This window comes from Bombella favorum (assembly GCF_014048475.1).
GTDB lineage: Bacteria > Pseudomonadota > Alphaproteobacteria > Acetobacterales > Acetobacteraceae > Bombella > Bombella favorum.
This window is the reverse complement of sequence record NZ_NWUS01000001.1, coordinates 1114579-1133733: the sequence shown is the minus strand read 5'-3', so window position 1 is coordinate 1133733 and position 19155 is coordinate 1114579. Positions and strand designations below refer to the sequence as shown.

Annotated in this window: 16 protein-coding genes, 1 tRNA gene and 1 pseudogene; 7 read left to right on the top strand and 11 right to left on the bottom strand. The window is 57.3% G+C overall.

All coding sequences use genetic code 11. The annotated features are described in order from the left end of the window. Window positions 1–3: 3 nt before the first annotated feature. From CPA57_RS05135 to CPA57_RS05125, 3 genes are read right to left on the bottom strand one after another with little or no spacing between them, the layout of a single operon-like run. Window positions 4–915 (bottom strand): LpxL/LpxP family acyltransferase, encoded by a 912-nt coding sequence (locus CPA57_RS05135; RefSeq protein WP_182081703.1) that lies wholly within the window; start codon window positions 913–915, stop codon window positions 4–6. Beyond that, the gene (locus tag CPA57_RS05130; RefSeq protein WP_182081702.1) at window positions 915–2558 is read right to left on the bottom strand and encodes an AMP-binding protein; all 1644 of its coding nucleotides are present in this window, start codon (window positions 2556–2558) and stop codon (window positions 915–917) included. Before CPA57_RS05130 ends, CPA57_RS05135 begins: the two co-directional genes overlap by 1 nt. Continuing rightward, window positions 2558–2842 carry a phosphopantetheine-binding protein gene (locus tag CPA57_RS05125; RefSeq protein ID WP_077397101.1) on the bottom strand — a complete coding sequence of 95 codons (285 nt, stop codon included), beginning with the start codon at window positions 2840–2842 and terminating at the stop codon, window positions 2558–2560. Before CPA57_RS05125 ends, CPA57_RS05130 begins: the two co-directional genes overlap by 1 nt. A 15-nt stretch (window positions 2843–2857) precedes the next feature. On the opposite strand from CPA57_RS05125, the gene CPA57_RS05120 reads away from it, so the two are divergent. Continuing rightward, window positions 2858–3529 (top strand): COG4648 family protein, encoded by a 672-nt coding sequence (locus CPA57_RS05120; protein WP_182081701.1) that lies wholly within the window; start codon window positions 2858–2860, stop codon window positions 3527–3529. Window positions 3530–3628: 99 nt separating this feature from the next. Next, window positions 3629–4624 (top strand): chorismate transformation enzyme, FkbO/Hyg5 family, encoded by a 996-nt coding sequence (locus CPA57_RS05115; RefSeq protein ID WP_182081700.1) that lies wholly within the window; start codon window positions 3629–3631, stop codon window positions 4622–4624. A 179-nt stretch (window positions 4625–4803) separates the two neighbouring features. On the opposite strand, the gene CPA57_RS05110 is transcribed toward CPA57_RS05115, so the two are convergent. The 6 genes from CPA57_RS05110 to CPA57_RS05085 form a co-directional block, all read right to left on the bottom strand. Beyond that, window positions 4804–4879: transfer RNA gene (locus CPA57_RS05110), tRNA-Glu, on the bottom strand. Between the two features lie 41 nt (window positions 4880–4920). Next, window positions 4921–6732, bottom strand: coding sequence for a single-stranded-DNA-specific exonuclease RecJ (gene recJ, locus CPA57_RS05105; RefSeq protein WP_182081699.1), 1812 nt, complete (start codon window positions 6730–6732; stop codon window positions 4921–4923). 14 nt (window positions 6733–6746) lie between these two features. Beyond that, entirely contained in the window at window positions 6747–7751 is a 1005-nt protein-coding gene (glpX, locus tag CPA57_RS05100) for a class II fructose-bisphosphatase (RefSeq protein WP_182081698.1), read from the bottom strand. Next, complete coding sequence (locus CPA57_RS05095) at window positions 7748–9082, bottom strand: homoserine dehydrogenase (protein ID WP_182081697.1); 1335 nt, start codon at window positions 9080–9082, stop codon at window positions 7748–7750. Before CPA57_RS05095 ends, glpX begins: the two co-directional genes overlap by 4 nt. A 55-nt stretch (window positions 9083–9137) precedes the next feature. Beyond that, complete coding sequence (locus CPA57_RS05090; RefSeq protein WP_182081696.1) at window positions 9138–10331, bottom strand: LL-diaminopimelate aminotransferase; 1194 nt, start codon at window positions 10329–10331, stop codon at window positions 9138–9140. Window positions 10332–10515: 184 nt separating this feature from the next. Continuing rightward, complete coding sequence (locus CPA57_RS05085; protein ID WP_182081695.1) at window positions 10516–11487, bottom strand: hypothetical protein; 972 nt, start codon at window positions 11485–11487, stop codon at window positions 10516–10518. A 316-nt stretch (window positions 11488–11803) separates the two neighbouring features. Between CPA57_RS05085 and CPA57_RS05080 the strand changes: the two genes are divergently transcribed. Next, on the top strand, window positions 11804–12424 hold the full coding sequence (locus CPA57_RS05080) for an ATP-dependent Clp protease proteolytic subunit (RefSeq protein ID WP_182081851.1): 621 nt from the start codon (window positions 11804–11806) through the stop codon (window positions 12422–12424). Between the two features lie 26 nt (window positions 12425–12450). After that, complete coding sequence (locus tag CPA57_RS05075) at window positions 12451–13470, top strand: ferritin-like domain-containing protein (protein WP_182081694.1); 1020 nt, start codon at window positions 12451–12453, stop codon at window positions 13468–13470. Between the two features lie 196 nt (window positions 13471–13666). On the opposite strand, the pseudogene recA reads toward CPA57_RS05075, so the two are convergent. Together recA and CPA57_RS05065 are read right to left on the bottom strand one after the other, a co-directional pair. Next, window positions 13667–14710 (bottom strand): annotated as a pseudogene (recA, locus tag CPA57_RS05070) (recombinase RecA); the annotation flags it as partial. A gap of 133 nt (window positions 14711–14843) precedes the next feature. Continuing rightward, window positions 14844–16268, bottom strand: coding sequence for a gamma-glutamyltransferase (locus CPA57_RS05065; RefSeq protein ID WP_326831351.1), 1425 nt, complete (start codon window positions 16266–16268; stop codon window positions 14844–14846). 354 nt (window positions 16269–16622) lie between these two features. Between CPA57_RS05065 and CPA57_RS05060 the strand changes: the two genes are divergently transcribed. The 3 genes from CPA57_RS05060 to folK are packed head-to-tail and all read left to right on the top strand — an operon-like array spanning window position 16623 to window position 19143. Beyond that, window positions 16623–17390 carry a DsbA family protein gene (locus CPA57_RS05060; RefSeq protein WP_182081692.1) on the top strand — a complete coding sequence of 256 codons (768 nt, stop codon included), beginning with the start codon at window positions 16623–16625 and terminating at the stop codon, window positions 17388–17390. A gap of 26 nt (window positions 17391–17416) precedes the next feature. Continuing rightward, window positions 17417–18277 (top strand): dihydropteroate synthase, encoded by an 861-nt coding sequence (gene folP / locus CPA57_RS05055; RefSeq protein WP_182081691.1) that lies wholly within the window; start codon window positions 17417–17419, stop codon window positions 18275–18277. Beyond that, entirely contained in the window at window positions 18274–19143 is an 870-nt protein-coding gene (folK, locus tag CPA57_RS05050; protein ID WP_182081690.1) for a 2-amino-4-hydroxy-6-hydroxymethyldihydropteridine diphosphokinase, read from the top strand. The genes folP and folK overlap by 4 nt, the downstream gene beginning before the upstream one ends. Window positions 19144–19155 lie beyond the last annotated feature (12 nt).

Below are 19155 nucleotides of genomic sequence, written 5' to 3'. Positions count from 1 at the left end.
AGCTCAGAGGCCTTCTTCCCAGAAATCAAAGAAATTGAACCACGCATAAGGATGATCCTGACACAGTGTTTCCATCCAGCGGGCATAGGCCTGCATGTATGGTACCAGCGTTGTTTGTGCGGACGCTGCTTCTGTTCCCGAGGGAAGGGTATCAGCCAGACGTTTGCAGGCAATATGGTAGGTGCCATTTTTCTGTCGTATCGCCGAGACGAGAATAACCGGTGCTCCCGTCAGTTGGGCTAGATGGAACGGACCTGCCGGGATGGGGGCATCCTGCCCTAGGAAATTGATGGGAATGGACCGGCCATCATCATGGGCTCTGTCGGCCAGGATACCGATGAATTCCCCATTTTGCAGTGCCTTGAGGGTTGTCAGCATACTATGGGGTTCGCCCAGCTCTATGATGTCTTTATGGAACCCCGGTGCAAGGGCTTCGATGAAGCGGGATGCCGCCCCGATAAAACGGCGATACATCAGCATGCGGAACCGTACAGAGGCATTGAGGCCGAACTGGCGCAAGGCATCGAACGACCCGATATGAGCCCCCATGATGATGCAGCCCGTTTTCTGCTGGAGTGCCTCATGCAGGAGGTCCTGCCCGGTGATGTGAATGTTCTGTGGGGGGAAACGTCCGCTGAGCAGATAGATGCGGTCCAGAACATTTGTGCTGTAGGCATGGATATGGGCCAGCACCATGGTCCAGCGGGGGGAGCGCAGCTTTCCGGCTCGGTGCAGATGGGTCAGATAGTGCCATGAGGCACGCCGGACCGTGGGATAGGCGGCGGCGTAATAGAGTGTTGCCGGCCAGCGCAGAAGGGCGGTGAAGCGGTATCCCAGATTCAGGGCAACCCATATTAGTAGCCGGATGCTCAGGCTGTTGCCTTTTTCCGGGCGAAGCCACGTATTGCGCTGCATCAGGATGGACTTCCGATCTGCCCCCGGAGAATGACGGTTCCTTTCAGAGGGCCGGAAAGATGATGGAGGCTAAAGCGTATCTGCCCGCCACCCAGCGCACTGGAGAGTAGTTGGAGGGGCTCATCAGGCCTGACGATGGAGAGGAACTTCACGCTGCTGATGGTACGAACAGGCACCCCCAGCAAGGCGAAGATACGTTCCAGAAGAATGATGCCCGGAACGGTGGGATCCCCGGGGAAATGGCCGGGTAGGGCTGGGTGGCCGGCTGGAATAGAGAAAGGGGGATGGGAACGTTTTTCCGCATAGTCCCGGACGAGCGTTTCCAATGCCTGGCGTGTCAGTTTGCCCACCGGGTTGCGAGGCAGGCCGGGCAGGCGGACAAGCCGCCGTGGCATGAAGGCCGGATCAATATGCTGACGGAGAGCTCTCATGATGGTGGTGGTCTCATCTGCTCCGGTGACAATAAAGGCCTGTAGACGTGTCGGCTCGGCTCCTACCTCTTTTAGTTCTTCCTCACTGAAAAGGGGAGCGAAACAGCCATCAATGATTCCTTTAGTCTGAAGTAGTGCTTTGTTGAGAGCCCCGTAGGACGTGCGCTTGCCGGCTATTTTAAGCAGGTCACCTTTGCGGTCGATCAGATGGAAATGGCGTGGGCCTTCCATGGTGATGATATCGTTTAGCGGGTAGGATGTGGCATGGGGAGCGTGGCAGATATGGGTTTGGCCCTGCCCGTCATCCGGTATGTCCGTTAGGGTGATGCCATCATAGAGCTGCCACGGATCGGTGCTGATTGTCCGGCGGCTAGCAACGGACCCGGTCTCTGTTGAGCCATAAATCTCCATGACAGGGGCATGAAAACGTTTTTCTGCTTCCAGTGCCAGCTCTCGGGGCAGTGGGGCGGAAGCGGAGATGATGCGTTCTAGTCCCGGTAATATAGCCTGTGCTGTCGTAAGGGATCGTAGATGGATTGGGGTGGTGATGAGGGTATGGTGGCCCGGTGTGCTGCCCAATAGTTTCTCTACATCGCCGGGGAAAAAGCTGGGGCCGCTGGCCGTAGCTGTGGGGGTGTGCAGGCTTTGCAGGATAAGTGTCTCAAAGCCATACATGTGATAGGGCGGCACCGTTCCCAGTAGAGTTGTATCTTTTGGAGATGAGGGGGCCAGTAGCGGGAGGGCGGCATGGCTACGTGCTACCAGCTCTCCCCAGCATTTCTTGTGAACTCGGGCCTGCCCCGTGCTCCCGGATGTGAAGACATGGGCCGCTTCGTAGGTGGTAGGTAGGCGGATATTGTCCTGACGGGCCGATGTGAGATCGGAAAGTGGCGGGAGAGAAAAGCCGGTTAGGGGGGCAGGTAGGGAAGGGCCTGTACAGAGGGCGTCATGGTCTTTCTGAAGGGTGGCAAGCTGGGAGAGGGCATGATTGCTGGAGAGCAGGCAATATTGCCCCTTCATGAGGGTGGCAAGAAAGACGAGAGTGAATTGTAGCGGATTAGTATGAAGGTTGATGACCGGGCGAGCCGGTAGTCGTTTCGCCAGTGCCCAAGCGTGGGATAGTAGCTGTGTGCCGTACAGGGGCCCCGTGGCCGTATGGAAGACAGGACGCTCTGGTGCGGTGATGAGGGATAGGTCAGGCGGGGCAGGCATCAGCCTGGACGGTGTGTACTGATATAATGTGCGAGAGAGCGGAGGGAGTGGAATATCTCGCGGTTATTATCATCGTGCGATTCCAGCTTGATCCCGTATTGCGTGTTGACCATGAGGGCTATTTCTAGCACATCGATGGAATCCAGCCCCAGCCCTTCCCCAAAGAGGGGCATGTTGGGATCAATATCGAGGGGATCCATATCCAGCTGGACGGCCTCTGTTAAATGGGCAGCCAATTCACGTTCCAGAGCTGTCTGATCGTGAGAAGAGGGAACTGTCGTCACTAAGAGGTTTATCCATTGATGATAGGTAAGGTCTATCACAATTTAGCAGCGGGTTTACTATCCAGCAAGGGGAGGGCCGGGCGATTGTGGCGGTTTGCTCTACTATTTGGGGGGATAGGGCTGGTTGGTCTGGTGCCGTCTAGTTGGGGCGTATTTGCTGGTTGCATCAGCCTTGGGGTCATGATGCAGCTAGTGGGCCTTCTCTGTGGCAGGCATCTGGTCTGGTTATTGTTGGTACCGGTTATGGGGGTATTAGGGTGGTATTTCCCAGCCTGTTTCCGGCTGTATGATCAGATTGCCATTTATGAGCTGATGTTGTTGGGGATGCTGAGAGTTTTTGCGTGTTCTCTCAGGCAGGGGCGGGTCCCGTTGGTGACATGTCTGGCCGAGGCTGTGCATGGTACCCCCCTGCGACCAGATGTGCAGCGTTATACGGTGAGGCTGACATGGGCATGGTGCCTGTTCTTTATTCTCGCCCTTCTAGCCCCGCTTATATTGTGGCTGTGTGCGATGCGGGGAGATTTGTGGCGCATACCGCTTGAGGGTGGAACTATTCTGGCTACCTTTGTCTGCTTTGCTGTGGAAATGGCAATACGGCGTCTTGTCATTCGGAATTATGATCATTCCAGTTTGAAACAAAATTTCATGGCGGGTCGTGCCGTATTCATGAGGAAAGATTTAAAGTGAGGCGGGCCTTGCTTTGTTGGTATTAGCGTTTGGCCTTCAGCAAGGCTTTCGCATAAGAGGTAGGCTGCTGTGGTTCGTTTTCATGGAGTGGCATGAAGCATGATGGTATTGTTGCCCGTTTATCATTTCGGACAAGAAAAGACAGAGACGTCTCCTCTGGCCACTCTTTGCTATGGGGGTTCCGGGGCCGATCTGGATGTAAGGAATGGCCGTGTCTGCATGACATTGCCTGGCCCCATGCCGGCGGTATACGAGCATTGGTGCCCGGCCTCCTTGTCGGAGATGCCCTTAGGAGAAAACGCTGCAGGAGAGCGGCGGGCTGGGATAGAAGACGGCATTGGTTGGAGCAGTGAAGGTGATCTGTTCTTTGCGGCTTTCTGGGTGCAGGACCAGCCGGAATTGTGTGATGCGGTGCAGTCCCATTACGAACGTCTGATCACTTTGGCGCGCACCAAAGGGTTTGGCCATATATATCGGATGTGGAATTATTTGGGGGCTATTAATCGGGATAATGTCCGGGGAGAAGAGCGTTACCGGGACTTTTGTAGTGGCCGCTCTCAAGCTTTTGAGGCCATGAATGTCGGTCTTGACGAGCTGCCCGCAGCGACAGGTATCGGCCTTTCCTCGGGCGGTGTAGCCGTATTTCTGATTGCCCACCGGCAGGTGAGCGGCGTGAATCTGGAGAACCCCAGCCAGCTTCCCGCTTATCATTATCCGCCCCGTTATGGGCGGCGTTCACCATCTTTTGCCCGTGCAACTGTGATGGAGGGAGCAGAGCGGACGGTTTTGTATCTTTCCGGTACGGCAAGCATTCGGGGGCACGAATCTGTAGGGCAGACTGTAGAAGATCAGCTTTCTGTCACGATTGAGACAATCAATTCCTTACTTGATGCCGCTGGAAAACGCTTCTCCCGTCTTGGCAATGGTCGCTTCGAGAGTATGAAGCTTTATGTCCGGCACCCCGAAGATGCTTCGACAGTACGAACGGCCATTGCACAGGCCTTCCCTTGCCCACCAGATCAGGCTCCGCTTTTCATCGCTGACATCTGCCGGGCAGAGTTGCTGCTGGAGGTTGAAGGGGTGTTTGTGGGATAATGGTTATTGAGGATGTAGATAATATTCTACTTCCTCTATTGCCTTGCCTAAAAATAGATAGCGTCGGACTAAGTTGCCTAGAGCCACAATAGCAATGCAGCAAACCTTCACCTAAGTGAAACGGAAATCCGATAAGCAATTTAGGAGGGGTAGTTTGTGAATAGCCACAGAATATGATCTGGCGTCCCGTACGGGATTCGAACCCGTGTTGCCGCCGTGAAAGGGCGGTGTCCTAGGCCTCTAGACGAACGGGACTAAAGGCGTGAGGGGGTTAATAGGCAGGAAAGGGGGAAAGGTCAAGCCCTTGCGGCGTCAAAAATGAAGAAAGTGAGATTTTCTCGTTCTTGCCATGTTTCAAGACGTAGCTGTCCGGCCACATGCAGTAGCGGGCGATTACGATCTTCCAGCAAGTCGGTGAAATGTTTATCTCCAACACGGAAGACAAGCCCCTTGATCCGGCTATAGCCGTCAGCATCCTGTAGAATGACCCGTAATGTATTACCGTCCTGCCCAATTCGGTCAGCCTTTACGCAGCGAACATCCCGTATGGCTAATAGAGGCTCTTCATTGCCTGGCCCGAATGGAGCCAGTAGGGCGATCTGCTTTGCTAGTGTCGGCGTGGCCCCTTTGACGGTGATAACACCATCCAGCAGCAAATCATCTTGCGGGGGAAGGCTTAGGGCTTCCTTGAGGTCTTCATCTAGTTGGGCATGGAGGGCGGCGCAATTTTCTTCTTTTACAGAGAAGCCAGCGGCCATGGCATGGCCTCCCCCTGTCAGCAATAGGCCGGACTGGTGGGCATGAATGATGGCCGCCCCAATATCCAGCCCCGTGACAGACCGGGCAGAGCCTTTTACCACACCATCTTGTAGGGCACCAACCAGAGCGGGACGATTGAAGCGTTCCTTCAGTCGTCCGGCTACAATGCCAACCACGCCGGAGTGCCAGTTGCTGTCATGTAGAAAAATGACAGCATGGCCAGCGTCTATCTGTTTCTGGGCTAGCTCCATGGCGGTATCCAGAATATGGCTTTCCACTGTCTGACGTTTTTTGTTAACGGCATCCAGCTCTTCAGCAATGGTCTGCGCTTCATGTTCGGACTGGCTAAGAAGGAGTTGTAAGCCCTGTCCCGCCTTGGCAATGCGCCCTCCGGCATTGATGCGGGGCCCAAGGGCAAAGCCGCAGCTCATGGCACTAGCGTTGGCTTTGACACCAGCAACATTAGCCAGTGCTGCGAGACCAATCCTCTGGCGACGATTCATAACCTTTAGCCCCTGCGCTACAAGGGCGCGGTTGAGGCCTCGTAGCGGCATGACGTCACAAATGGTAGCCAGAGCGGTTAGGTCGAGCAGGGCTAAAGGGTCTGGTGCGGGGTGTGTGTCGAACCAGCCTTGTTGGCGAAGGGTCCGTTGCAAGGCTATGACCGTCAGAAATGCAACAGCCGTCGCACAAAGATGCCCAAGACCGGACTCACAGTCCAGCCGGTTGGGATTCACGACCAGCCCTTTGGGTAGACGTACACCATCTGGCTTGTGGTGGTCTAAAACGATCCGGTCCGCACGCCCCTCAAAATGATCCAGAATCTCAATGGCTGCTGTGCCGCAATCGACACATACAAGCAGAGTGGCTCCTTTGTTGAGCATAGCGTCCAGAGCGGGGATATTGGGGCCATACCCTTCCGCTAAGCGGTCAGGAATATGGGTGAGAACTGTGCAGCCCAGAGCGGTGAGGGTAGAGCTGAGCAGAGCCGTACCGCAGGCTCCATCCACGTCATAATCCCCGAGAATCCCAACTGTTTCGCCGGTCTTTACGGCAGCCGCCAGTCGTAGTGCCGTAGCGTCCATGTCCTTCAGTGTGGAGGGGTTAGGAAGGGCATCCCGTAGCCGGGGTTGAAGGTAGGTTTCTACCGTTTCGGCAGAAATACCCCGCCCGGCTAGAATACGGGCCGCTAGCTCGGATATGTCCATCTTCTGGGCAAGGGCCAGTGCGAGCCGGTTATCTGTTTCTGCCAAAATGGGATGCCGCCAGACCCATCGCCGCAGTCCCGCACTATGTTGGACATTCAGAACAAGGGCAGGAAGGGGCTGTGAGGGCGTGGCTGGATGCATCGGAGTTGGTGAGGTCAGGCTGCGTGGGGGTCGAGGAGGTGATAGGTCTCCATATAGCGGATAGTACCACTTTCTGAGCGCATCATGACGGAATGGGTGCGGATATAATTGCTGGAGGGATATTCAATCCCCCGTAGTAGGTCCCCTGTCGTTACGCCGGTAGCGCAGAAGAAAACTGGCCCAGCGGCCATGTCTGTCAGACTGAGGGCCTGCGTTGGGTCGAGGTCGGGGCGGATCATGCTGCGGGTCCGGGCGATTTGCTCTTCATTTTCAAAAAGAAGGCGTCCTTGCATCTGCCCGTTCATGCAGCGTATGGCAGCAGCGGCCAGCACGCCTTCCGGGGCGCCGCCACTCCCGGCATAAATGTCGACACCACTACCGGGAAGGCAGGTAGCAATTACAGCAGCCACATCACCATCGCTGAGCAACCGGACACGGGCCCCGGCCTCCCGTGCCTTGGCGACAAGTTCATTATGGCGTTCCCTCTCTAGTGCGCAGAGGGTCAGGTCGCTGACGTCACATTTTTTGGCTTGTGCGAGACTGGCCAGATTCTGGCCTATGGAGGCATCAATATCCACCACACCTTCCGGCAAACCAGGGCCTACGGCAATTTTTTGCATGTAGATGTCAGGAGCGTGGAGGAAACAGCCTTTTTGTGCCAAGGCCACAACTGTGATGGCATTGGGCAGGCTGCGGGCGCAGAGGTTGGTGCCTTCCAGCGGGTCTACGGCGATATCCATGTCCGGCCCGCCGCAGCCTACTTTTTCGCCAATATAGAGCATGGGGGCTTCATCCATTTCCCCCTCGCCAATGGTGACGGTGCCATTGATGGCCACCGTATCAAAGGCTTTGCGCATGGCTTCGACGGCGGCACCGTCTGCGGCGTTCTTGTCGCCCCGGCCCGTCCAGCGGGCGGAGGCGATGGCGGCAGCCTCAGTCACACGGGCAAGGTCCAGCCCCAGATTGCGGCCCGTGACACGGTACTCATGGGGGACATGGTGGGTCTGTTTCGCTGTCATGGCAGGTCTTCTACTTTCAGGGCCAGCGGCGTGCCCTGTACAATAGGCATTTCCTCAAGGATGGGTAGGATACGGTCGATGTTGTTCAGGGTAACAGGCTTGGTCAGCAGGATGATCTGTGTGGCCCCGCCTTGTGAAGTGTGGTGATGACCTTGCTCCACGGCGATATCTTCATTGCCCAGGATGGTACGGAGTTCGCTTAGGGATGTGTCTGCATTCACGCTGTTTGCGAGTGTGATGCGGAGATAGAAGCGGCTGGCCAGATTGCCCACTGGTTCGCAGGGGATAGGGGCTTGCTCATCCCCCCGGCCCCAGAGGGGCAGACCGTGGCCACGGGCTAGGTCGATCACATCGGCCATGACAGCATCAGCCGTGGGGCCTTCCCCAGCACCCTGGCCGGAGATGGTGATGGGACCGCTGAAGGGGCCTTCGGTCGTCAGGGCATTATAGACGCCATTCACCTGCGCCAGACCGGAGCGGGCCGGGATGAGGCACGGCTGCACCCATGCTTCCACACGGTCTTCTGGCAGGCGGCGGGCTACGCCCAGCATTTTGATGGCATAGCCCAGTTTGCGAGCCTGATGGATGTCATCGGTCGTGATGCGGCGCATCCCGCTTACGGCTAGACTGTCAAACACGATCGGACGGAAGGCAATGGCTGTCAGAATGCTGAGCTTGTGGGCAGCGTCCCATCCATCAATATCGGCGGAGGGGTCGGCTTCGGCATAGCCTTTGTCTTGTGCTTCTTTCAATACGTCCTCAAAGGCACGGCCCGTCTCGGCCATTTCCGTGAGGATAAAGTTGCTGGTCCCATTGAGGATGCCGCCTAGACGGGTGAGAGCATCAGCAGCTACGCCTTCCCGAACCATCTTGATGGCGGGGATGCCCCCAGCCACGGCTGCCTCAAACAACAAGGGGGCCTTATGTTCATGGCTGAGATGGGCAAGCTCCTGAGCATGGCGGGCCACCAGAGCCTTGTTCGCTGTCACGACTGCCTTGCCTGCTTTTAGCGCTTCAGTCACCAGCGTGCGGGCAGCACCTTCAGCACCGCCCATCAGTTCCACCACAACATCCACATCCGGGTCATTCGCCAAGGCGGTGGGGTTGTCATGCCAGCGAAGGCCGGAAAGGTCTATCCCACGGTCCCGTGTGCGGTTACGGGCACTGACAGCCACAACCTCGATACCGCGGCCCGTGCGGTTGCGTAGCAGATCGTCATGTTGGCGGATGAGCCGAATAACCCCCGTGCCCACTGTCCCGAGGCCGGCAATGCCCAGCCGGAGCGGGGATGTGGCGGAGGATGATACAGTGTTGTGATGCACGGAGGTCATGATGAAGTTGTTTCCTGTCAGGCTGAAGGCCCCATAGGGATGGGGCCGGGGGTCATTACGGTTTGGAGGCGGTATGCTGGTTCATGAAGGTTTTGATAGAGCGTGTGGCCTGCCGGAGACGCTGGTTGTTCTCCACGAGGCCGATACGGACAAACCCGTCCCCATGCTCACCGAAGCCTAACCCCGGTGCCACGGCGACCTTGGCTTCCTTCAGCAAGAGCTTGGAGAAGCCGACACTGCCCAGATGGGCAAATTGAGGTGGAATAGGTGCCCATGCGAACATGGAGCCTTCCGGCGTAGGTACATCCCACCCGGCTGCATGCAGCCCACGGATGAGAACATCGCGCCGGTCCTTATAGAGTAGGCGCATGTTCTCGACATAATCCTGCGGGCCGTTCAGGGCGGCGGTGGCAGCGACCTGCACCGGGGTGAAGGCCCCGTAATCCAGATAGGATTTGATGCGTGTCAGGGCCTGAATGAGACGAGGGTTCCCTGCTGCAAAGCCGATGCGCCACCCCGCCATGGAGTAGGTCTTGGACATGGAGGTGAACTCCACCGCAATATCCTTCGCCCCTTCGATGGAGAGGATGGAGGGAGGTGGTTCATCACCGAAATAGATTTCCGAATAGGCAAGGTCGGACAGAACCCAGATATTTTCCTTCCGGGCGAATTTGACAATTTCCTTATAGAATTCCTTCGAGGCCAGATAGGCAGTCGGATTGGACGGGAAATTGATGATGAGGGCTGTCGGCTTGGGGACGGAATGACGCACGGCCCGGTACAGGGCCTCCAGCATGGTGTCATCTGGCGCAGCCGGGACAGAGCGGACAGAGGCCCCTGCAATAATAAAGCCGAACTGATGGATGGGGTAGGAGGGGTTTGGTACCAGAATAGTATCGCCGGGGCTTGTAATGGCTGAGGCCAGATTGGCCAGCCCTTCTTTAGAGCCAAGCGTAGCGATGATTTCTGTTTCTGGGTCCAGCTTCACGCCGAAGCGGCGTTCATAATAGGCAGCCTGTGCCTTGCGGAGGCCGGGAATCCCTCGGCTGACGGAATAGCCATGCACACGGGGGTTGCGCAGTGTCTCAGCCAGCTTGTCGATGACATGCTGCGGCGGGGGGCTGTCTGGGTTGCCCATGCCGAGGTCCACAATATCCTCTCCCGCAGCTCGTGCGGCGGCCTTGGCTTTATTGACTTCTGCAAAGACATAAGGCGGCAGGCGGCGAATCTTGTGGAACTCTTCAGTCATGACACTCAATCAATCAATAGGAGAGGAGCCTTGCAGGGCTCCCCGGAAAAGGGGCAGCCCATGTTTCATGAGGCAGGTCGGTCCGACAAGGGGGTTTGGGAGATAAAGACAGAAATTTTACCTATCTTTTCCTAATACCCCCTTTCCATTGGTGCGGAGCAGAGCCAGTGGACAGACCTCGGTCTTAGCGGGACGGTGCCGTCTTGGCTCCGATATTTTTCTCGTAGGTGACACGTACACCATCACCAATGGCCTCACCCGTTAGACGCATATCTTCTTGCGGGACACCAAGGCGGGCCAGACGCTGGGCCGTGGCGCGGGCTCGGAGCAGGGCCAGACCGATTTCATGCGTCTGCTCATCAGGAGAGAGGCCGCTTTGGGCACTCAAGGTCGTGCCAAACCCCCGGATGAGCAGGAGGTGGCGGTGACGCTGGGCGACAATCTGGTTGAATGTGTCTTCCTGGTCCCCATCCAGATGGTCAGTATCAGCTTGGAAGCGGATTAACGCTCCCATCGGTGTGCGTGTGTCGAAATCCGGGATGATGGGCAGAGCCGTGCTTGGGAGGCTAAAGCCGGGGAAGAACAGAGGCTGCGGCGGCTGGCCGGGGTCCGGCAGATGGACGGGTAGCGTATGGGCAATGGGCTGGTAGATCAGGCTGTTGTTACCTGTCGAGCCGGGGTTATGTTCCTGCCTGATGATTGCCGGGTGGCTGTCGGTGGCTGGTCCACTACTTTGGCTGCCCAATGTCATAGCCCCGCCATTTTGTGGCTGGGGTGGTGGAGGATTCATCATGCCAATGGGTAGCGCTCCTCCAGCAGCGGCAACACGCTGGGAGTAGTTACGGTCCTGCTCTAACCGACTCGTGATCATCGCCCGGGCATCACTGCTTGGGAATTCGGGTTTGGTAGTGGGGATGAGGGCAATATTAGGGGCAGGCTGATCATAGCCCGGGGTTGGTGGGCGCAGCCGTTTGATCTCACCGCCCATGATGTCGTGTGTAACATCTCGTGTGGTGTCGATGGCATCACGGTGCTGGCAGCCTGCTGTCAGGGCAGGGAGGGCCAATAGGCAGGCCCCAAGGTGGAACAGGCTGCTACCACGCATGATGGCGGTGGAAACAGAACGGAAGGAACGGATGAAAAGGCTGGGTGTCATGGTCCGGCGTGCAACAGAGCGGGGAGGGGCAGGGCCAAAACAGGAAAGCCCCAGAATGGAAGGATGAGGGGCAGAATATGTGTCTCTTTCTTCAGACGCAATTCCTCACAAGCAGAGAAAGGGAGAAAAAAGGTCCTGATTTGATCATGAAAAACGATGAAAAAGCTGCCCGAAAGCGTCTTTTTAAGGCTTGGCAGAGCGTGCAGGGAGGGGCAGGATAGCGTCCATGATGACACATGATGAACGCCACACCCATAATGCTGCCCGCCTGCGGGCTTCTGCCTCTACTGGAGAGGATGTCCGGCATGATGCCGCTATGATGCACCCCGTCATGGAGGATGAGCCGGAAGAAACCACGGAAGAAGAGAAAAAGGCCGGTGCTGCGCCAGAGGTGGAACGCCACCTTTTTGAGCAGCGCAAGGTGCTGATCTTCGGTGGGGTGAATGACCGCATGGCCCGGGACATAACGGGCAGGCTGCTGGCTCTCGCTGGGGAATCGGACAAGCCGATTGATATTTACGTCAATTCTCCCGGTGGCCATGTGGAAAGTGGCGACACCATCCACGATATGATCCGCTTTGTGGATTCCGTTGCTCCGGTCAACATCATCGGTACGGGCTGGGTAGCCTCTGCTGGTGCGCTGATCTTTGCAGCGGGACGCCCGGAGCGGCGCCTGTGTCTTCCCAATACCCGGTTTTTGTTGCACCAGCCGATGGGCGGCGTGCGCGGACCGGCGACTGATATTGATATCGAAGCCCGCGAGATCATCAAAATGCGTGAACGTCTAAACAGACTTTTCGCGCGTGAAACAGGGCAGCCTTACGAGAAAGTGGCCCGGGATACGGACCGCAACTACTGGATGTCGGCGAAGGAAGCGGTTGAGTACGGGCTTGTTGGCCGTATCATTTCTTCGGCAGCCGATCTCGAACAGGCCTGAGGCCCAGCAAGGAAAGGAGCTTTGTCGTGAGCGAGGCATATAAAGCAGCCGGGAAGAGCTCTCTGGCGGATATTTATTCTCATCTGCCGGATAGCCCATCAGAGAAAACTCTGGAGCAGGTGGACTATGATGCCCGCCACTGGAGCAGCCCCGTAAAAGGACCGCTGAAGCCGGGCACACCGGAACATAAGAAGGCTATGGCCGATATGTTCCGGGAGACGTTCAACCCGTATAAGCCATCTGTTATCCCCTGGCCGGAGCTGGACCCAGAGACACTGCACCGCATCACATCCTTGCCAATCTGGGATATTGCCGTGCAGACCGAGGGTAAAGCGCGCCTGCGTATGGCTGCTTATGCCGACATGCTGGACGACCCGGATGTGAAGGATGCCATCGCTCGTAATGCGTGGGAAGAGAACCGCCATAAGGAAGTTCTGGCCCGCATGGTGGAGCATTATGGTATTCCGCTGGCCCCAGAAGACCCGTATATCGAGCCACGGGATACGGAATGGGCCTATCTGGTGACGGGTTTCTCCGAGTGTTGGGATAGCTTCTTTGCATTTGGGCTGTTCTCTCTTGCAGAGAAGGCCGGTCTGTTCCCGATGGAGTTGATCGAAACATTCGAGCCGGTGATGCAGGAAGAATGTCGTCACATTCTGCTGTTCGCTAACTGGCTGGCCTATCATCGTGCTGTCATGCCGCTCTGGCGTCGTCCGTGGTTCGAGCTGCGTGTAGTCGGCGTGCTGTTCTTCCTGCTTTATGAACGTCTGAGCCTTGTGCGCAGCTTTGATGATAATGGCGTGGAACATACGCAGGACAACAACTTCACTGTGACCGGTGCGCAGAGCATGACGGACAAGCAGGTCGATTTTGTTGAACTGATGGAGCTGTGCCTGAAGGAGAATGAACGCCGCTTTGCCGGGTACGATCCTCGCTTGCTGCGTCCGCAGATGGCCCCGTTTGCAGCCCGTATGGCGTTGCGTGGTGTCAAGCTCTGGCGTCGCCTGCGTGGTCAGAAAGGTACCGATGCACAGCAGGCCGCTTGAGGCCTCTTTTCGGCTGCTGGCTTGATATGAAAAAACCCGCTCTCGGGAAACCGGAGCGGGTTTTTTCTATGACCTTCCCCTTTCCCCACTACAGGAGAAAGGGGAGAGAGCTCTTTTAGCTCTTATCTTTGTTGCGTCGGCTGCCGCCGCTGTTAGCGGGGGTGGGGTTGTTATCCAACGGTAGTTCACTGTCTGAATCAGCACCATTCTCTGAGGATTCACCAACCATCATGTCCTCAGCAATGATGCCTGCACCCTGCCGGACCCGCTTTTCAATCTCGGCGGCCATTTCCGGATGTTCGCGTAGATACTGCTTGGCATTTTCCCGGCCCTGACCAATGCGGGTGCTATCGTAGGAGAACCATGCACCGGATTTCTCCACCACATTGGCCTTTACACCAAGGTCCAGCAGCTCGCCCATCTTGCTGACACCTTCGCCATACATGATGTCGAACTCAACCTGCCGGAAGGGCGGGGCCATCTTGTTTTTAACAACCTTCACCCGTGTCTGGTTGCCCACAACTTCATCCTTGTCCTTCACGGAGCCGATGCGGCGTATATCCATGCGGACGGAGGCATAGAACTTCAGGGCGTTACCGCCTGTCGTGGTTTCCGGGTTGCCGAACATCACACCGATCTTCATGCGAATCTGGTTTAGGAAGATGATGGTGGTGTTGGAGCGGGAAACAGAGCCCGTCAGCTTGCGTAGGGCTTGGCTCATCAGGCGGGCATGAAGGCCGACGTGGCTGTCGCCCATTTCCCCTTCTAGCTCGGCCTTAGGCACAAGGGCGGCGACAGAGTCCACGACCAGAATGTCGATCGCCCCGGAGCGGACGAGTGTATCGGCGATCTCCAGAGCCTGCTCCCCAGCATCTGGCTGGCTGAGTAGCAGATTGTCGATGTCTACACCCAGCTTGCGGGCATAGATGGGGTCTAGCGCATGTTCGGCATCAATAAAGGCGGCTGTGCCTCCCTTCTTTTGCGCTTCTGCTACGGCATGGAGGGCCAGCGTGGTCTTACCGGAACTTTCCGGCCCGTAAATCTCAATGATGCGGCCCCGTGGCAACCCACCGATGCCCAGTCCGATATCCAACCCCAGTGACCCGGTGGAAATGACATCTACCTGTTCCTTAGGCCGCTGGCCCAGGCGCATGATGGACCCTTTACCGAAGGAACGCTCAATCTGGCTGAGTGCGCCATCTAGTGCTTTGCTTTTTTCTGCGTTCTTGTCTGCTGACATGAAAACCTCGTGACTGACAGGCCCCGGACCTCGGGGCAGAGAAGACGTGCGGGGCATGTGCCTGCCCCGTCAGATGGCGTTCAGAAAGACCTCGGACAAGCCCTTATGACCTGTCCGGGGTTTTTTATGCCGGTTATCGTGTAGCGGTTGTTTGGGCACTCAGCCCTTTGCCATTAGGGGCGGCGCGACCAGTACAGGCGTTACCAGAGCAAATAATGCTGTTGAGCTGCCCCGTGCCCGTAGTAGCGGGGATGTCTTGTCCCTGTGTGAGCTGGCGCAGCGCATCGGCAACAGCCTGTGCCGCATCATTCTGCCCGGAGGCGGCAAGTACAGCCTGCATCCGTTTGTGCGGTGCATCCAGAATGGCAGCGCTGAGGAGCGGGCGGGGGTAGTAGCGGGAAGACCCTGCCAGAATGACGCCTGTGCTGCCTGCCAGCCGCCCGGTGCCGAATAGGTTGTTCTCTGTCAGAGTGCAAGCCACGCTTAGGCCACGGCCATCCCGCACGACAAAGGAGGTAGAGGCGGGCAGAGGGGGTAGCCCAGTGGCATCGCTCTGGCCAGAAGCCATGAAGATCTGACCTTCCTGAAGGGTCGTCCGACCCGTGCGCCGCCATGCGCTGACGACATTTTCAGCCCGCAGGTTCTGGCGGAAGGCTACAGCACTACCCAGCCCGCCATCGGCAGGCGGGGCAAGGAAGTTGAGCTGGTACGGGCCACTGGTAAAGTGCAGGGCGGATGTCTCGCCGGGCAGGGAGCGGCGCAGGTCATCCCGTGTTAGGGCAGCACCAGCCTTATTGGCCTGCGTGACGAAAACATCAGACAAGGCACCAGTATAGAGGTCTCCCACCCCGACAAGCTTCAGGCGGGAGAGGAAGGAGGTTAGGCGGGGTTGGGTTAGCTGGTCACCCTCCCGGACAGCCACATTGGAATCTCCCTTGCTGAAGAGAGACCTCATGCCTTCATTGGAGAGAAGCGGCCCTTGAACAGCGGCGATATCCTCAGCCAACTGACGGCTGACGGTAATGCCTTGCTGCCCAAGAGTGATGGCCGGGTCGATCGTATCGCCAAGCTGGACAGAGCCGTAACGGAGATTGAGCAGGAACAGCCCACGGGCCACCATAGGCACGGTGGCAGGCCGGTCTCCACTGGGGCCGGTCCCATCGACAGGTAAGAAAGAGATGCTTTCAGCGGGCTGGCCGGGGCGGTATACCAGACAGGCACCACCACCCCCCAGAGACGCACGGGAAGGCAACGTAACAGACAGGGCAAAGGCTGTTGCCGTGGCGGCATCCGCAGCATTGCCCCCACGGGCCAGAACGTCACGACCAATCAGGGCGGCCTGTGGTTCGTCTGCTACGACAATGCCTGTATTTGCCTTAGCGGTTGGCGTTGTGTGGCCGAACAGGTGATGCTTGAGGCTTCTGCCACCAGAACATGCAGCAAGATTGCTCCCCAGAAGGCTAAGAGAAACCAGCAGGCAGAGCCTGCGTGCCCACCGGGGGGCGGGTCTGTCAGACAGGCAGGGGGTATGAGGGGTCCGGCTGTCATGCTTTACCACGGTGGCAGCTCTCCAGTGTTTCGGGTCACAACAAGGCGACATGATAGGGGTGGCGTTATGCCGTAAATATGCCCCATAATGAAGCATCATAGCGTTAAACTGCCGGGGATGGGAGGGCAAGTCTGCATCTGGTGGTTTTAACGGCTCCTTCATGCTGGGGCTGTAAGCCTGAGAGCGGGCTATTGCTCCCCTGCCTGGGGTGGCGGGGCTTCAAAAAAAGACTGGTTTGCTGTTTAACGGTGCTGGTCATGGGGTCGTCTTTCTGCATGGGTAATGCGGGAGAGAGGGCTTTCCGGACTCTTTAAACACAGGCAGTTTTGCCACCATAATCTCGATCCCACGGAGGGCACGACCATGAAACAGCGTGTAAAGTCATTTTCTCTGGCGGTGCTGGCCGGCCTTCCTGTCATGGGGTTGTCCTTCGTGGGGACGTCTCATGCAGCAGATGAGGCCGTTTTTAATGAGAAACAGCGGGCAGCGATCGTGCAGATCGTCCGTAATGCATTGAAGACAGACCCGAGCATCCTGTCCGATGCCATCCAGTCCATTCGTCAGCAGGCCAGCTCCCAGCAGGAGGCTCATGTAAAGGCTGCTGTACGGGCTAACTGGCAGGCACTATCCACGGCACCATCCTATGCGGTGCGTGGTAATCCGCAGGGGCAGGTTACGGTCGTGGAATTTTTAGACCCCCGCTGCACGTATTGCCGTCATATGGCTCCGGTGGTGGATCAGTTCCTTGCCAAGCATACGGATGTCCGTTTGGTGGAGAAGGTCATTCCTGTTCTGGGAGATGCCAGCCTGCTGGATGCCCAAGCCATCTATGCGGCGGCGTTTCAGGGACAGTATGACGCCATGCGCCGCCGCCTGATGGAAGAGACAGCTCAACCCAACATGGCGCATCTCCGTGATGTTGCAAAGAGCCTGAAGCTGGATGTTGCTCGCTTTGAGAAGGATATGAAGGGACCGGCCGTTATGGCCCTTCTGACAGCCAATCTTGGTCAGGCGCAGAGCGTGGGTGTGCAGGGTACGCCGACCTTCCTGTTTGGTCAGGCTGCTGTTGCTCCGGGTGCGTTGGGTATGGAGCAGATGGAGCAGTTTCTTGAGGCAGCCCGGAAAGGCTGACCCTCACCTGCGGGTGGAGGATTGACATGAAGACCCTTGCAGAGCAGCTGGCTGTCTGGCAGACGGCGCACCCGTCTCCAGAATGGAGACATCCCCTCTTAATGGGGATTGTTAACGTCACGCCGGATTCTTTTTCGGATGGTGGGCAATTCTTCACGCAGGAAGCCGCCTTGAAGCAGGCACACACCCTTCTGGCTGAAGGGGCGGACCTGCTAGATATTGGTGCAGAATCCACAAGGCCGGGATTTACCCCCGTGGAGGCTGATGAGGAATGGCACCGTTTAGAGCCGGTCCTCATACCTCTGGCCCGGGAAGGGGTGGCCTTATCTGTGGATACAACAAAGGCTTCCGTAGCCCGGCGGGCACTGGTGGCCGGGGTGCAGATGGTCAATGATGTATGGGGGCTACAAGCCGACCCTGATATGGCCTCTGTCGTGGCGTCTGCTGGGGCTGTTGTGGCGGTGATGCATAATCGGGAAGTGGTCGATGTCAGTCTTGACCTATGGGATGATTGGCGGCGTTTTTTTGACCGCTCCCTGAAGATTGCTGATCGGGCCGGTATTGCCCGGGAGGCCATTCTGCTGGACCCCGGCATCGGGTTTGGTAAGACGGTGATGCAAAATCTTTGGGCTGTGCAGAATATGCGCCGCCTGGAGGCTTATTACGGCCTGCCTGTTCTGCTTGGGGCTTCCCGGAAATCCATGTTCGGAAGGCTTCTGGGGCGGGAAGTGGGTGACCGTCTACCTGCAACCCTTGCCGTCAATCTTTATGGGGCCACGCAGGGTGTCTGCATGATACGGGTGCATGACGTGCAGGCACACCGGGATATGATGGATATGACAGCCCTGTTATCCGTGAATGGGATGCTGAGGGGAGAAACAGAGTGATAACGCCAGCTCTGACGCATGTGCGGGTGCATGATCTCTGCCTGTTCGGCCATCATGGCGTGCATGAGGAGGAAACCCGCCTCGGCCAGCGTTTTTATATTTCGCTGGAGGTGCGGGCTGACCTTTCGGCGGCGATTGTTGGAGATGATTACACGCAGGCCGTCTGTTATGGGCAGCTCTGCCAGAGTGCTGAACGGGTCTTTCAGGCTGAACCCTGCAAGCTGATTGAAACATTGGCCGGGCGGATTTGTGCGGCTGTGTTGGTGGACTGTCCCGCTGTGCAGGATGTGTCCGTTACGGTGCGTAAACCTGCAGCACCTGTGCCGCATGTGGTGGAGGATGTGTCTGTCACGGTGACGCAGCAGCGGGTGCATCGGGTTGGGTTCTCACTAGGGGCAAATCTGGGTGAGCGTGAGGCCGTTCTGCGGGCCGCTGTGGAGGCTCTGGGCCATCAACCGGGTTTGGAGATTGATGCGGTATCTTCCTTCTATGATAGTGCCCCGTGGGGTGTGGAAGATCAGCCACCTTTTGTGAATATCGCTGCTCTCGGGCAGACGATCCTGCCCCCACAAGCTGTACTGGGTCTCTGCAAGGATATTGAACGGTCGTTGGGCCGTGTACCGGGGCGGCGTTGGGGGGAGCGGGCTGTAGATATTGACCTGCTCTTTCATGGGGAGAGACCAGTGAAACATCCGCTCCTGACTCTTCCTCATGCCCATCTTTTTGATCGGGCCTTCGTGTTGGAGCCACTTGCTGAGCTGGAGCCGGACCTTGAGATCGCTGGACGTTCCGTTACGGAAGCGTTAGCAGAGTTGGATCGTATAGCTGGGGATGTCACACGGCGTATGCCGGGGCAGGGTGGATGAAGTTGAGGGGAT

Coding starts and splice junctions, on each gene's coding strand:
- CPA57_RS05135 (WP_182081703.1), bottom strand. CDS start 915: ATGCAGCGCAATACGTGGCTTCGCCCGGAAAAAGGCAACAGCCTGAGC.
- CPA57_RS05130 (WP_182081702.1), bottom strand. CDS start 2,558: ATGCCTGCCCCGCCTGACCTATCCCTCATCACCGCACCAGAGCGTCCT.
- CPA57_RS05115 (WP_182081700.1), top strand. CDS start 3,629: ATGATGGTATTGTTGCCCGTTTATCATTTCGGACAAGAAAAGACAGAG.
- recJ (WP_182081699.1), bottom strand. CDS start 6,732: ATGCATCCAGCCACGCCCTCACAGCCCCTTCCTGCCCTTGTTCTGAAT.
- glpX (WP_182081698.1), bottom strand. CDS start 7,751: ATGACAGCGAAACAGACCCACCATGTCCCCCATGAGTACCGTGTCACG.
- CPA57_RS05095 (WP_182081697.1), bottom strand. CDS start 9,082: ATGACCTCCGTGCATCACAACACTGTATCATCCTCCGCCACATCCCCG.
- CPA57_RS05090 (WP_182081696.1), bottom strand. CDS start 10,331: ATGACTGAAGAGTTCCACAAGATTCGCCGCCTGCCGCCTTATGTCTTT.
- CPA57_RS05085 (WP_182081695.1), bottom strand. CDS start 11,487: ATGACACCCAGCCTTTTCATCCGTTCCTTCCGTTCTGTTTCCACCGCC.
- CPA57_RS05080 (WP_182081851.1), top strand. CDS start 11,804: ATGATGCACCCCGTCATGGAGGATGAGCCGGAAGAAACCACGGAAGAA.
- CPA57_RS05060 (WP_182081692.1), top strand. CDS start 16,623: ATGAAACAGCGTGTAAAGTCATTTTCTCTGGCGGTGCTGGCCGGCCTT.
- folP (WP_182081691.1), top strand. CDS start 17,417: ATGAAGACCCTTGCAGAGCAGCTGGCTGTCTGGCAGACGGCGCACCCG.